Source organism: Paenibacillus sp. IHBB 10380, from assembly GCF_000949425.1.
Lineage (GTDB): Bacteria > Bacillota > Bacilli > Paenibacillales > Paenibacillaceae > Paenibacillus_AQ.
In genome coordinates, this window is the sequence record NZ_CP010976.1 from 1660236 (window position 1) to 1677203 (window position 16968).

Below are 16968 nucleotides of genomic sequence, written 5' to 3' on the forward strand. Positions count from 1 at the left end.
ATGGTTAACTCCAAGATGGATAAGAAAAATGTTGAAGATATAAATTCATTGACTCCAACTCAAAAAGGAATGCTATTCCATTACCTTCGTAGCCCGGAAGAGCGCTTGTATGGTAATCAGCTCAATTTAAGAATAGCTGGAAATATTCAGCCTCATTTAATTAAACAAGCATTTAATCATTTAGTGAGAGAAAATCAAGCTTTGCGAACCGTCTTTCGGTGGAAGAGCATAAAAGAACCAGTTCAGATCATTCTTAAAGAACATGAGCTTGTATACACGGAGAAAAATTTTATTCATTTTTCGAATAATGAACGTACAGCCCTCTTAGAAGAAGAAATAGAACATGCTCAATCTAATGGATTCGATCTCGAAACAGTTCCTTTCCGCGTTACGCTTTGCTTACTGAGTGAAAGCGAATGTGAGGTAATGATTAGTCATCATCATATTTTACTTGACGGATGGAGTCTTGGGATTTTATTAAGAGATTTTTTTACAATATATCATTCGCTTCATCAAGGCACTGAGGTTATCATTTCAGCTAGAAATAGCATTAAAGATTACGTTAAACTGCTTCGGTCAAAAGACCAGGCCGACGTGAAGCTGTTTTGGCAGCGTTATTTGGAAGGATATGAGAACGATACGGTTCTTCCTTACGACTTTATTACATTTGACGGAGCTATGAAACATCGCAAGAAGGTATTTTCATTATCAGAGAAGTTTTATAAGGAAATGCTTCATTTTGTGAAGGAACAGAAAGTTACTTTTGCCGCATTTATTTATAGTGTGTGGGGAATGATTCTACAACGTTACAATAGCGCAGATGATGTGGTGTTCGGTACAACGGTATCCGGACGTTCAGTAAATGTCAAAGACATCGAAAATACTGTTGGTATGTTCATTAATACGATTCCTTTACGTGTAAAGGCAGATGGAAACCAAACGGTTCGAGACGTTCTGCAGACAGTCGATCATGCTCTTTCACAACGTGTTGAACATGAGGTTACATCGTTGGTTGATATTAAATCGTATATTCAGTGCAACCCACAAAATCCATTTTTCGATTCCATTGTTGTTATTGAAAATTATCCGATTGATGGAATTTGGAACAAAGAGAGTGGGATGCATATTACTTCCCATAGTTCATGGGACAATACAAATTTTCCATTGACGTTAGCCGTCTTGCCGAATGACGGATTGAATTTGGAATTTAATTTTAACGAGCGGCAATTTCACGAAGAAACTATTGAAAAAATATCCAATCATTTTGAACGAGTGGCTCGTGAAATGATTAACAATTCAAGCTTACGTGTTTCTGAATTAGAGTTTCTTTCGGAAGTAGAGAAGACTCAAATTCTTTATTCGTTCAATGAAACGGAGGCACCGTACCCGAGGGAGAAGACGATTAGCGAGCTGTTCGAGGAGCAGGTGGAGAAAACTCCGGAGCAAGTAGCAGTGGTGTACGAAGGGCAGGAGTGGACGTACGAAGAGCTGAATGCAAGGTCGAACCAAGTGGCGCGTATGCTGCGTAAGCACGGGGTAGGGGCAGAGACGATCGTAGGCATCATGGTGGAACGTTCGCTGGAGATGATGGCAGGAATCTTGGGCATCCTGAAGGCAGGAGGAGCGTATTTACCGATTGACCCGGACTATCCGACAGAGCGTATTGCGTACATGTTGGAAGATAGCGGGACGAAGGTGTTGCTGACTCAGAAGCGGTTGACAGACCGGGCGGCTTTTGAAGGAAGCATCGTGGTATTGGATGAGGCGGGCGTATATGCAGAGGAAGAACGTGGGAATATCGCGGGCGAGCATACGGCCGCTAGTTTGGCGTACGTGATTTATACGTCCGGGTCCACCGGTAAGCCGAAAGGAACCTTGATATCCCATTTCAATATTGCCAGGGTCGTAAAAGACACCAATTATATTGAAATTACAAGCGATGATACCTTGTTGCAACTATCCAACTATGTGTTTGATGGATCAACATTTGATATATGGGGTGCGCTACTAAATGGTGCAAAACTTCTGCTAATCAATAGAGATAGCGTATTGGACGCAAGTAAACTTTCAACAATCATTCACAAAGAAAACATAACGGTTGTTTTTATGACTACGGCTCTATTCAATGCACTTATTGATGTCAACCCGGAATGCCTCAGTAGGGTAAGAAAAGTGTTGTTCGGGGGCGAAAAAGTATCGGGAAGTCATGTGGAGAAAGCAATCAAATATTTGGGCGAAACTAAAATCATACACGTATATGGTCCTACCGAAAGCACAGTATTTAGCACTTATTATGCGGTGGACGAAGTCTCGTCTTGGACGGACAATATTCCTATCGGTAAGCCTATCAGTAATACGAAGCTGTACGTCATGAATAGTAAAAATCAGCTTCAGCCTATCGGAATTGCGGGCGAGCTATGCATAGCCGGAGATGGGTTGGCACGAGGGTACTTGAACCGTCCGGAGCTGACGAAGGAGAAGTTTGTGGAGAACCCGTTTGTACCTGGAGAGAGGATGTACCGGACGGGGGACTTGGCAAGATGGCTTCCAGATGGGAACTTGGAGTACTTGGGCCGGATCGATGAGCAGGTGAAGATCCGTGGCTTCCGGATTGAGCCGGACGAGGTGCGTCAGCAGCTCATGAAGCATGAAGCGGTGGAAGACGCAATCGTCGTAGCCCGGAAGGAAGAAGAAGGCGAAGCGTACTTGTGCGCGTATGTGGTGACGGAAGAGGAGTTGCCGGTGTCGGTATGGCGCAAGCATGTGGGAGAAAGCTTGCCGGAGTATATGATTCCGTCCTATTTCGTGCGTATGGAGCACTTGCCGCTGACGCCAAACGGGAAGGTGGACCGCAAGGCGCTGCCAGCACCGGAAGGAGCGGTACACACGGGCGTGGAGTACGTCGCACCGCGAAACGACGTAGAGGCAAAGCTGGCGGACATCTGGTCGGAGGTGCTCGGTTTGGAGCGCATAGGGGTCCGGGACAATTTCTTCGAGCTGGGGGGACACTCGCTGAAAGCGATGATACTGGTCTCGCGGATTCACCAGGAGCTGCAGGTGGAGGTGCCACTGCGCGAAGTGTTCGGGCACGTGACGATCGAAGCGATGGCGGGCTACTTGCAGGAAGCGGAAAAGAAAACGTATACCCCGATAGAACGTGTGGAAGTGAGAGCATTTTATCCGGTGTCGCCCGCACAAAAACGGATGTATGTGGTCCAGCAGTTGGAAGGAGCAGGAGTCAGCTACAATATGCCGATGGTGCTGAAGGTGGAAGGAAAGCTGGATCGGGGCCGTCTGGGAGCGGCCTTGCAAACGGTGGTGAACCGGCACGAGGCATTGCGCACGTCCTTTGACATGGCTGACGGGGAACTGGTGCAGCGAGTACACGCGGAAGTGGAACTGGACGTAGCGTACGAGGAAGCGAGCGTTGCGGAAATGGAAGTGGCCGTAGCGTACGAGGAAGCGAGCGTTGCGGAAATGGAAGTGGCTGTAGTGTACGAGGAAGCGAGTGTTGCGGAGATCGAGCGTCTGATCGAAACGTTCATCCGTCCGTTTGATCTAAGTCAAGCACCGTTACTCCGAGCAGGAATCATACAGCTAGGGAAAGAGGAGTATGTGTTGGTGGTGGACATGCACCACATCATCTCCGACGGGGTGTCGATTAACGTCTTCATGCAGGAGTTCATGCAGGCGTATGAAGGACGAGAGCTTGGGGAGCGAGGAATCCAGTACAAGGATTATGCGGTATGGCAGCAGGAGCGAATCCAGAAGGGAGAAATAGAGAAGCAGGAGCAGTACTGGCTGGGAGCGTTCGCAGGAGAAGTGCCCGTGCTGGAACTGCCGACGGATTATCCGCGTCCGGCTGTACAGCAGTTTGAAGGTGCCAGCGTAGAATGCGCACTGGGAGAGAAGTATAGCCAGAAGCTGGCGAAGCTATCGAGGAAGAGAGGAGCGACGCTGTATATGACCCTACTTGCGGCGTATACCGTGCTGCTGTCGAAATATACAGGTCAAGAAGACATCGTGGTGGGAACGCCGATTGCGGGAAGAGGGCACGCCGACCTCGGTGAAGTAATGGGGATGTTCGTAAATACGTTGGCGCTGAGGAACCGCCCGCAAGGGGAGAAAACGTTCGTATCGTACCTGGAGGACGTGAAAGCGCAGGTACTGCAGGCGTATGAGAACCAGGAGTATCCGCTGGAGGAGCTGGTGGAGAAGCTGGGGGTACGGAGAGATTTGAGCCGGAATCCGCTGTTTGATACGTTGTTCGCGCTGCAAAACGTAGAGATGAAGGAGTTCGGTCTGGAAGGACTGAAGGTAAGCCCGTACGGGTACGAAGGAAAGATTGCGAAATTTGATGTAGGCATGCAGGTTGTCGAAGGCGAAGGGAAGCTCTACTTCCATGTGGAGTACGGAAGCCGGCTGTTCCGCCCGGAAACGATGGAGAGATGGAGCAGCCACTGGCTGAGGCTGTTAGAGCAGGTGGCGGACCAGCCGGAGATCAGGCTGTCGGACATCGAGCTGATGACGGAAGAGGAACGGGAGCAGGTGTTGGTGTCGTTCAACAAGACGGAGGCACCATACCCGAGGGAGATGACGATTAGCGAGCTGTTCGAGGAGCAGGTAACAAAGACACCGAAGCAAGTCGCGGTAGTGTACGAAGGGCAGGAGTGGACGTACGAAGAGCTGAATGCCAGATCGAACCAAGTGGCGCGTGTGCTGCGCAAGCACGGGGTAGGGGCCGAGACGATCGTAGGCATCATGGTGGAACGTTCGCTGGAGATGATGGCCGGCATCTTGGGCATCCTGAAGGCAGGAGGAGCGTATTTGCCGATTGACCCGGACTATCCGTCAGAGCGGATTGCGTACATGCTGGAGGATAGCGGGACGAAGGTGCTGCTGACGCAGAAGCGGCTGACGGACCGAGTGGTGTTTGACGGAAGCATCGTGGCGTTGGATGAGGCGGGCGTATATGCAGAGGAAGAGCGCGGGAATATCGCACGCGAGCATACGGCCGCTAGTTTGGCGTACGTGATTTATACGTCAGGGTCCACCGGGAAGCCGAAAGGGGTACTGGTGGAGCATGCGAGTCTAACCAACATGTTGTCAGCGATGCAGCAACGGTATCCATTACAAGCAACCGGAGCTTATCTATTAAAGACTGCCTATACGTTTGATGTATCGATCACGGAGTTGTTCGGATGGATACTAGGGAACGGCCAACTGGTGATAGCCAAGCAAGGTGCGGAAAAGGATTGGGCCAAACTGGAAGAGGTGATCGATCGTCATTCAATCACGCACATCAACTTCGTTCCCGCGATGTTGCAATTGGTGATGAACGACGGTGTAGAACAAGAGAAGGTTAGGAAGCTGGAGTACGTGTTCGTGGCAGGAGAAGCGCTCCCTAGCGATTTGGCGAACAAGCTGAACGAATTATGGCCGGACGTCAGCGTGGAAAATATGTACGGTCCGACGGAAGCGACCATCTATGCAACGCAATATGCCCTGGGAAGGAAGGAGGGAGTCCACGTCCCTATCGGAAAGCCGCTGCCGAATACACAAGTGTATGTGCTGAGTGGAGCGAACCGGTTGCAGCCTATTGGAATCGCGGGAGAGCTGTGCATAGCCGGAGACGGGTTGGCACGAGGGTACTTGAACCGACCGGAGCTGACGGAGGAGAAGTTTGTGGAGAACCCGTTTGTGCCTGGAGAGCGGATGTACCGAACAGGGGACTTGGTCAGATGGTTGCCGGACGGGAACTTGGAGTACTTGGGCCGGATTGATGAGCAGGTGAAGATCCGTGGCTTCCGGATTGAGCTGGGAGAGGTACGCGAGCAGCTCGTGAAGCATGAAGCGGTGGAAGACGCGATCGTCGTAGCCCGGAAGGGAGAAGAAGGCGAAGCGTACTTGTGCGCGTACGTGGTGACGGAAGCGGAGCTGCCGGTGTCGACATGGCGCAAGCATATGGGAGAAAGCTTGCCGGAATATATGATTCCGTCGTACTTCGTGCGTATGGAGCAGCTGCCGCTGACGCCAAACGGGAAGGTGGACCGCAAGGCGCTGCCAGCACCGGAAGGAACAGTACACACGGGTATGGAGTACGTCGCGCCACGAAACGACGTGGAGGCAAAGCTGGCGGACATCTGGTCGGAAGTGCTCGGTCTGGAGCGCATAGGGGTCCGGGACAACTTCTTCGAGCTGGGGGGACACTCGCTGAAAGCGATGATGCTGGTCTCGCGGATTCACCAGGAGCTGCAGGTGGAGATGCCGCTGCGCGAAGTGTTCGGGAACGCGACGATCGAAGCGATGGCAGGCTACTTACAAGAAGCGGAAAAGACAACGTATACTCCGATAGAGAGGGTGGAAGCGAGAGCGTTTTATCCGGTGTCGCCCGCACAAAAACGGGTATATGTGGTCCAGCAGTTGGAAGGAGCAGGAGTCAGCTATAATATGCCAACGGTGCTGAAGCTGGAAGGAAAGCTGGACCGGGGACGTCTGGGTGAGGCCTTGCAAACGGTGGTGAACCGGAACGAGGCATTGCGCACGTCCTTTGACATGGCTGACGGGGGACTGGTGCAGCGGGTACACGCGGAAGTAGAACTGGCCGTAGCGTATGAAGAAACGAGCGTTGAGGAAATCGAGCGTCTGATCGAAACGTTCATCCGTCCGTTTGATTTGAGTCAAGCACCGTTACTCCGGGCAGGAATCATACAGCTAGGGAAAGAAGAGCATGTACTGGTGGTGGACATGCACCATATCATTTCCGACGGGGGATCGATCAACCTCTTCATGCAGGAGTTCATGCAGGCGTATGAAGGAAGAGAGCTTGGGAAGCGAGGAATCCAGTACAAAGATTATGCGGTATGGCAGCAGGAGCGAATCCGCAAGGGAGACATCGAGAAGCAGGAGCAGTACTGGCTGGAATCATTCGCAGGAGAAGTGCCTGTGCTGGAGTTGCCAACGGATTATCCTCGTCTGGGGCTGCAGCAGTTTGAAGGTGCCAGCGTAGGATGCGAGCTGGGAGAGGAGTACAGCCAGAAGCTGGCGAAGCTGTCGCTTGAGAGAGGAGCGACGCTGTATATGACCCTATTGGCGGCGTATACCGTGCTGCTGTCGAAATATACAGGGCAAGAAGACATCGTGGTGGGAACGCCGATTGCGGGAAGAGGGCACGCCGACCTCGGTGAAGTGATGGGGATGTTCGTAAATACGTTGGCGCTGAGGAATCGCCCGCAAGGGGAGAAAACGTTCGTATCGTACCTGGAGGACGTGAAAACGCAGGTGCTGCAGGCGTATGAGAACCAGGAGTATCCGCTGGAGGAGTTGGTGGAGAAGCTGGGTGTACGGAGAGATTTGAGCCGGAATCCGCTGTTTGATACGTTGTTCGCGCTGCAAAATGTGGAGATGAAGGAGTTCGCTCTGGAAGGGCTGAAGGTAAGTCCGTACGGTTATGAAGGAAAGATTGCGAAATTTGATGTGAGCGTGCAGGCCGTCGAAGGGGAAGGAAAGCTCTACTTCCATGTGGAGTACGGAAGCCGGTTGTTCCGCCAAGAAACGATGGAGAGATGGAGCAACCATTGGCTGAGGTTGTTAGAGCAGGTATCGGATCAGCCGGAGATTAAGCTGTCTGACATTGAACTGCTAACAGAAGAGGAACGGGAGCAGGTGTTGGTGTCGTTCAACGAAACGGAGGCGCCGTACCCAAGGGAGAAGACGATTAGCGAACTGTTCGAGGAACAGGCGGAGAAAACTCCTGGGCAAGTGGCAGTGGTGTACGAAGGGCAGGAATGGACGTACGAAGAGCTGAATGCCAGATCGAACCAAGTGGCGCGTGTGCTGCGCAAGCACGGGGTAGGGGCCGAGACGATCGTGGGCATCATGGTGGAACGTTCGCTGGAGATGATGGCAGGGATCTTGGGCATCCTGAAGGCAGGAGGAGCGTATTTGCCGATTGACCCGGACTATCCGGCAGAGCGGATTGCGTACATGTTGGAGGATAGCGGGACGAAGGTGCTGCTGACGCAGAAGCGGCTGACGGATCGAGTGGCGTTTGACGGAAGCATCGTGGCGTTGGATGAGGCGGGCGTATATGCAGAGGAATATCGCGGGAATATCGCGGGCGATCATACGGCTGCTAGTTTGGCGTACGTGATTTATACGTCGGGGTCCACCGGGAAGCCGAAAGGGGTATTGGTGGAGCAACGGAACGTCGTTCGTTTGGTGAAAAACACGAATTACGTGGAGTTTGGCGAGGGAGATCGTATCCTCCAAACGGGAGCGCTGGTGTTCGATGCGTCTACGTTTGAAATTTGGGGTGCGCTGCTCAACGGTTTGCGGCTGTACTTGAGCGCCGAGCACCGTATCTTGGATCCTCTGCATCTGGGTCAGAGCATTGAGCAATATGGAATCACGACGATGTGGCTGACCGCGTCGTTGTTTAATCAAGTGGTGCAAGAGCGGATCGAAACGTTTAGCGGTCTGAAGACGTTGATTGTAGGAGGAGAAGCATTATCTGTCGAGCATGTGAACCGGGTAAGAGAAGCGCACGGGGAACTGAAGATCGTGAACGGATATGGACCGACAGAAAATACAACTTTCTCGGCTTCCTATGTGATCGATGGAGAGCAAGAGGGAACGATTCCGATCGGCAAAGCGATTAACCATTCTAAGGTCTATGTGCTGGGCGGAGTAAACCGGTTGCAGCCTATCGGAGTGGCAGGAGAGCTGTGCGTGGCCGGAGACGGGTTGGCACGAGGATACTTGAACCGTCCGGAGCTGACGAAGGAGAAGTTTGTGGAGAACCCGTTTGTGCCTGGAGAGCGGATGTACCGAACGGGGGACTTGGCAAGATGGCTGCCGGACGGGAACCTGGAGTACTTGGGTCGGATCGATGAGCAGGTGAAGATCCGCGGCTTCCGAATTGAACCAGACGAGGTGCGCCAGCAGCTCATGAAGCATGAAGCAGTGAAAGACGCGGTCGTCGTGGCCCGGAAGGAAGAAGAAGGCCAAGCGTACTTGTGCGCGTACGTGGTAACGGAAGAGGAACTGCCGGTGTCGGCATGGCGCAAGCACATGGGAGAAAGCTTGCCGGAGTATATGATTCCGTCTTACTTCGTACGTGTGGAGCAATTGCCGCTGACGCCAAACGGGAAGGTGGACCGCAAGGCGCTACCAGCACCGGAAGGGGCGGTACACACGGGCTTGGAGTACGTCGCGCCGCGAAACGACATGGAGGCGAAGCTGGCGAACGTCTGGTCGGAGGTGCTCGGTTTAGAGCGCATAGGGGTCCGGGACAACTTCTTTGAGTTGGGAGGAGACTCGATCAAGGCGATTCAAATCAGCGCTCGTTTGCATAAACAACAGTTGAAGCTGGAGATCGCGAACTTGTTCCTGCATCCGACAATTGAAGACGTGAGTCTGTATGTACGGCAGGTGGAAATGAGCATCGATCAAGGTCAAGTGAAGGGGCAGGTAGAGCTCACCCCGATTCAGCGATGGTTTTTCGAACAAGACTTCCAAGCGAAGCATCATTGGAACCAGTCGGTGATGGTATATAGGCAAGAGGGCTTCAACAGCGAGGCACTGAGGGAGGTCTTGCAGGAACTGGTGGCCCACCATGATGCGCTGCGAATGAGGTATGAGGGTGAAGGAGAAAGCGTCCTTCAAGTTAACGAAGGGATCGAAGGGAACAGAATCGAGCTAAGCGTAGTAGAGATCGTCGGGGATGAAGAGGAAGTGGCAAGGCGGATTGAGGCGGAATCGGAGCTCCTTCAAAGCAGCCTGAACCTAGAGTCGGGACCGCTGATGAGAGCTGGATTATTCAAGACCGGCAAAGGGGACCACTTGCTGCTGGCGGTCCATCATCTGGTGATCGACGGAGTCTCATGGAGAATCCTGTTCGAAGATTTGGCGATCGGGTATGAACAGAAGCTGGCGAATGAGGAAGTGAACTTGCCGGAGAAGACGAACTCGTACCAACAGTGGTCAAAGGAACTGAAAGAGTATGCAAACAGCAGGAAGTTGCTAAAGGAGAAGCCGTATTGGAAAGCGGTGGAAGAGGCGGAGATTGCAAGACTGCCGAAGGACATGGAGGCTGAGGCACAAGGGAATACATGGGGAGAGAGCCGGATCGAAATCGTGGAGTTCACGGAAGAAGAGACGGAGAAGCTGCTGAGAAACGTGCACCAAGCGTACCATACGGAGATGAATGACATCCTGCTGACAGGACTGACACTGGCCGTGGAAGAGTGGACGGGAGAAGAACGAGTAGGGCTGACGCTGGAAGGACACGGAAGGGAAGAGGTCATCAAGGGAGTGAACGTGAGCCGGACGGTAGGTTGGTTTACGAGCATGTACCCGGTGGTGTTGGAAATCAAGGGAAGGGAAGAACTCGGCAATCAAATCAAGCAGGCGAAAGAAACGCTGAGAAGGATACCGAATAAGGGGATTGGGTACGGGATTCTGAAATACGTGACGGAGAAGGAAAGAACCCAGGACCTGGAATTCAAACAAAGACCGGAGATTAGCTTCAACTACTTGGGGCAGTTTGACGCAGAGATGGGAAGCGGTGTATTTGAAGGCTCTGGGATGCCGATGGGAAGCGCATTTCATCGAGATTCAGAACGAACATACAAGCTGGACGTGAGCGGCGCCATTGTGGGAGGCAAGCTGCAGATGAGCATCCAGTATCCGGGAAGAGAGTACCGGGAAGAGACGATCAAGGGATTGCTGGAGAGCTATCGAGATCACCTGTGCCGGATCATCGAGCATTGTGTGCAAAAAGAGGATGCTGAGAGAACTCCTAGCGATTTTAGTGCGAAAGCATTAAATCTGGAGAGTCTGGAAGTAATTTTGTCCAAGCTGGAGAAAATACGAGACAGGAACGAGGTAGAAGACGTATATACGCTGTCCTCAATGCAAGAAGGAATGCTGTTTCATGCCCTAGCGGAAAGAGGCAGAAGCGATTATTTTGTCCAATTGAGCTTATCGGTCAAGGGTCGGCTTGAAATAGAAGCTTTGACTACGAGTTTCCAGCGGATGGTTGAGAAATATTCGATCTTAAGAACGAACTTTTTGTATGAAAAAATAGACCAGCCCTACCAAGTCGTATGGAAAACGAGAAAGGCGAATGTGTATTACGAGGACATCAGGGAGCTTGCAGAGGAAGAGAAGGAAGCCCGTTTGCAACAGTATGAGAACGGGGAGAAGGAAAAGGGATTCGATCTTAGCAAGGATCTGCTGATGAAGCTGTCGGTGATCCAGACGGGGGAGGAAACGTACAAAGTCATCTGGAGCTACCATCACATCATCATGGATGGCTGGTGCACGGGGATCGTTCTGGGAGATTTGTTCAAGTATTACGTTCAATTGAAAAGCGGTCAGCGTGTGGAGTTGGAAAAATCGTATCCGTACAGCGATTACATCCAGTGGCTGGAGGAGCAGGATCAAGAAGAGGCGCTGGAGTACTGGGAGAACTACTTGAGAGGGTACGAGCAACAGGCAAGCGTACCGGCGCAGCGGAAAGGCGAAGGAAACGGAGAGTATCGGCAAGAGGAAGTGATCGTCACTGTAGGGGAGAAGGAGAGCGGTCAATTGAACAGGCTCGCCCAAAAATACCAAGTGACGATCAACACGATGGTCCAGGCGATCTGGGGGACTTTGCTGCAAAGGTACAACCAAGCGAGCGACGTGGTGTTCGGTTCGGTGGTCTCGGGAAGACCTGCGGAAATTGAAGGCGTGGAGAAGATGGTGGGGTTATTCGTGAACACGATTCCCATTCGAGTGTACGCAGAGCCGACGGAGCGATTTGCAGACCTGGTGCAAGGGATGCAGCACAGAGCGCTAGCCTCGGAGAAATACGACTACGTATCGTTAGCGGATGTGCAGGCGAGGAGCCAGGTGAAGCAAGGGTTGCTGGATCACATCATGACGTTCCAAAACTTCCCTATAGGTGAAGAGCTGAAGAATCAAACGGACGGGGAAGGGTTAGGCTTTGAGATAGAGGGAGTCGAAGCGTTCGAGCAGACGAACTATGACTTTAACATCACGGTCATTCCGGGGAAACAGCTGACGTTTAAAATGAATTACAATGCAAAGGCGCACGATCAGGAGTTTATCCGGAGAATTGGGCAGCATGTGGAGAGAATTATCCAGCAGGTAGTGAAGCATCCGGAGCTGCGGATTCAAGAGCTTGATATCGTAACAGAAGAGGAACGGGAGCAGGTATTGGTGTCGTTCAACAAGACGGAGGCGCCATACCCGAGGGAGAAGACGATTAGCGAGCTGTTCGAGGAACAGGTGGAGAAGACTCCAGGGCAAGTGGCAGTGGTGTACGAAGGGCAGGAGTGGACGTACGAAGAGCTGAATGCCAGATCGAACCAAGTGGCACGTGTGCTGCGCAAGCACGGAGTAGGGGCCGAGACGATCGTGGGCATCCTGGTGGAACGCTCGCTGGAGATGATGGCCGGTATCTTGGGTATCCTGAAGGCAGGAGGGGCGTATTTGCCGATTGACCCGAGCTATCCGGTGGAGCGGATCGCGTACATGCTGGAGGATAGCGGGACGAAAGTGCTGCTGACTCAGCGTCATTTGACGGAAAGGTCTAGTATTGAGCAGAAAGTTTTATTATTGGATGAATGCGTTGATACAGAAGAGAGAAATAACCTGGATACGATCATTGGCCCACACAACCTAGCTTATATTATGTACACTTCGGGTTCTACCGGAAAGCCGAAAGGCGTTCTCATTGAGCATCAAAGCGTCGTGAATTTATGCATCTGGTTTGGCCATACCTATAACTTGGATGAGCATCAGCGTATTCTGCAAAACACGAGCATCTCTTTCGATGTTTCAGTAGAAGAAATGTTTGCTACCCTTCTGCATGGGGGGAGTCTCTATCTTACATCGGACAAGGAATCGTATCATCGGGAAAAATTCCGGGCTTTTATCCGTGAAAACAACATTCACATCGTACAGTTGGTTCCCTCGACTATACAGGAATTTATCCTGAATGGGGAAAAATTGGAGAGTATACGAGTCTTGATTTGCGGTGGGGAAGCGTTACCACCATCGATAAAACAAGCGGTTGTGGAACTGGGTTATAATTTATACAATTGCTACGGTCCGACAGAAACAACGGTTGACGCCATTACATCCCGTTGCGCGGACACGAAGTCTGTTGTTATTGGTAGTCCGATTGCTAATACACGGGTATATATTACAAATTCCTATGGACAGCTCCAACCGATTGGCGTATCCGGAGAGCTCTGCATAGCTGGGGATGGGGTGGCAAGAGGATATTTTAATCGGCCTGAATTAACTGCCGAAAAATTTGTCGCCAGTTCCTTTATACCTGGAGAAAGAATGTATAAAACAGGGGATTTGGCCAAATGGCTCCCGGATGGTCATATCGAATACGTCGGACGAATCGATCAACAGGTGAAAATCCGCGGTTACCGCATCGAAATCGGTGAAATCGAGGACGTTTTGCTAACCCATCAAGCTGTGAAAGATGCGGTAGTAACTGCTCGTCAAGGTCAGCATGGGGATACTTACTTGTGTGCTTATGTGGTGGCAGTGTCGGAGCTAGATATACAGAAACTAAGAGCGCATCTACGGGATCAACTACCTAGTTACATGGTACCATCCTTTTTTATCCAGATCCCTAGTGTACCGACGACGGAGAACGGAAAAGTTGATAAAATGCGGTTGCCTCATCCTAATGAGGCAAGCTTGGTAAGCAACGAGTACGTCGCTCCAGCCAATGCGATTGAGGATGGGTTATGTGATATTTGGAAAAATCTTCTCGGTTTGGATCAGGTGAGCGTGACCGAATCATTTACTGATATAGGTGGACATTCATTGCATATGATGAGAATGCTCTCTTATATTCATCAGGAGTTCCAAGTAGACATTTCCATTAGGGACCTTTTTGTTTACAACACGATCCGTACTTTGGCTCAGTATATCTCCTCTGCCGAAGTGCGCCTGTATGAAGCTATACCGATAGTGGAATCGCGTGACCTTTACCCTGTTTCGTCGGCGCAGAAAAGGATATATCTTCTGGAGAAACTGAGTGGCGCGAATTACAATATGTCCGGAGTGTTCCTAGTTGAAGGAGCACTGGATGTCAAATGCCTTGAAAACGCATTGAAGCATTTAATCCGGCGGCATGATATTCTTCGCACAGCGTTTGTTTGGGGCGATGGCGAACCTATGCAACGCATTGAGGATGAGGTGTCGTTTGAGCTCCATTATCAAGAGGTAACGGAAGTACAAATACCGGAATTGATGGCTAGATTCGCCCGGCCGTTCGATCTGATGGACCCTCCATTGTTACGAGTCGGTTTGCTAAAACTGGGGGAACAGCGGTATGCGTTGCTGTTTGATATGCATCATATTGTTTTTGACGGGATATCCATGTCAATATTTATTAATGAGCTTGGGAAGCTTTACGCAGGCGAGGAACTTGAGCGTTCTTGGATTCAGTACAAAGATTACGCGGTATGGCAGCAAGCAGGGCTTCGCGGGGATTCGTTAAAACGGCAGGAAGCCTACTGGCTTAATGTTTTTAAGGATGTTCCGCCTGTTCTGATGCTCCCGACAGATAAGCCAAGGTTTGCATCCCAGCGGTTTGAGGGGAGCTCTTTGATCTTTAAGGCTGACAAAGAGATCGCGGAACCGTTGTATCGGCTGGCGGCAGAAACTGAAACGACTTTGTATATGGTTTTACTGGCAGCATATAATGTGTTGTTGTCGAAATATACGGGTCAAGACGATATTGTTGTCGGATCGGCTTTTGCAGGAAGATCCCATGCAGAGCTAGAAGGACTGATCGGCATGTTCGTTAACACTGTTGCGCTGCGGAATCGTCCAGAAGGCCGCAAAGGGTTTCGATTGTTTTTAGGCGAAGTTAAGGAATGTGTACTCATGGCTTACGAAAATCAAGATTATCCTTTCGAGGAATTGATTGAGAGACTGAATGTACACAGGGAGGCAAACCGTAATCCGCTTTTCGATACGATGTTGGTATTACAGAACATGGAACACGCGGAATTGAACTTAGGAGAAGTGACGTTCAGTACGTATCCACATGAGAGCTCCTCGGCGAAATTTGATCTAACTCTAGAAGTACGCGAGGAGAAAGGAGAGCTCGAGTTTCGATTGGAATACCGAAACTTGTTCCACTCGAAAACGATTGAGCGAATGGCTGTACATTTTCTAAATATTTTGAAAGAAATTGGAAAAGATACAGAGCTACTTCTGTCGGACATCGAGTTGATGACAGAAGAGGAACGGGAGCAGGTGTTGGTAGCGTTTAACAAGACCGAGGCACCGTACCCGAGGGAGAAGACGATTAGCGAGCTGTTCGAGGAACAGGCGGAGAAAACTCCTGGGCAAGTAGCAGTGGTGTACGAAGAGCAGGAGTGGACGTACGAAGAGCTGAATGCCAGATCGAACCAAGTGGCGCGAATGCTGCGCAAGCATGGGGTAGGGGCCGAGACGATCGTGGGCATCATGGTGGAACGTTCGCTGGAAATGATGGCAGGAATCTTGGGCATCCTGAAGGCAGGAGGAGCGTATTTGCCGATTGACCCGGACTATCCGTCAGAGCGGATTGCGTACATGCTGGAGGATAGCGGAACGAAAATGCTGCTGACGCAGAAGCGGCTGATGGACCGAGTGGCGTTTGAAGGAAGCATCGTGGCGCTGGATGAGGCAGGCGTATATGCAGAGAAAGAGCGCGGGAATATCGCGGGCGAGCATACGGCTGCTAGTTTGGCGTACGTGATTTATACGTCGGGGTCCACTGGGAAGCCGAAAGGGGTACTGGTGGAGCAGCGGAACGTCGTCCGTCTGGTGAAAAACACGAATTACGTGGAGTTTGGCGAAGGAGCCCGCATCCTCCAAACGGGAGCGCTGGTGTTCGATGCGTCTACGTTTGAAATTTGGGGTGCGCTGCTCAACGGTTTGCGTCTGTACTTGAGCGCTGAGCACCGTATTTTGGACCCTCAGCATCTGGATCAGAGCATTGAGCAATATGGAATCACGACGATGTGGCTGACCGCGTCGTTGTTTAATCAAGTGGTGCAAGAGCGGATCGAAACGTTTAGGGGCCTGAAGACGTTGATCGTAGGAGGAGAAGCATTATCTGTCGAGCATGTGAACCGGGTAAGAGAAGCGCACGGGGAACTGAAGATCGTGAACGGATATGGACCGACAGAAAATACGACCTTCTCGGCTTCCTATGTGATCGATGGGAAGCAAGAGGGAACGATTCCGATCGGCAAAGCGATTAACCATTCTAAGGTCTATGTGTTGGATGTAACAAACCGGTTGCAGCCAATCGGAATTGCGGGAGAGCTGTGCGTGGCCGGAGACGGGTTGGCACGAGGATACTTGAACCGTCCGGAGCTGACGGAGGAGAAGTTTGTAGAGAACCCGTTTGTGCCTGGAGAGAGGATGTACCGGACGGGTGACTTGGCCAGATGGCTACCGGACGGGAACCTGGAGTACTTGGGCCGGATTGATGAGCAGGTGAAGATCCGTGGCTTCCGGATTGAGCCGGACGAGGTGCGCCAGCAATTGATGAAGCATAAAGCGGTGGAAGACGCGGTCGTTGTGGCCCGGAAGAGAGAAGAAGGCGAAGCGTACTTGTGCGCGTACGTGGTGACGGAAGAGGAGTTGCCGGTGTCGGCATGGCGCAAGCATGTGGGAGAAAGCTTGCCGGAGTATATGATTCCGTCGTATTTCGTGCGTGTGGAGCACCTGCCGCTGACGCCAAACGGGAAGGTGGACCGCAAGGCGCTGCCAGCACCAGAAGGGGTGGTACACACAGGCGTGGAATACGTCGCGCCGCGAAACGACGTGGAGTCGAAGCTGGCGGACGTCTGGTCGGAGGTGCTCGGTTTGGAGCGCATAGGAGTCCAGGACAACTTCTTCGAGCTGGGGGGGCACTCGCTGAAAGCG

At 51.5% G+C, this 16968-nt stretch carries 1 protein-coding gene (cut by a window edge); it reads left to right on the forward strand.

The genetic code is table 11. From position 1 onward, the window contains the following. Nucleotides 1-16968, forward strand: partial view of a non-ribosomal peptide synthetase gene (locus tag UB51_RS07425; RefSeq protein WP_044876767.1) — the 5' portion only. 15372 nt of this gene lie beyond the right edge of the window; the window shows 16968 of its 32340 coding nt (coding positions 1-16968); the start codon lies at nt 1-3; the stop codon falls past the right edge of the window.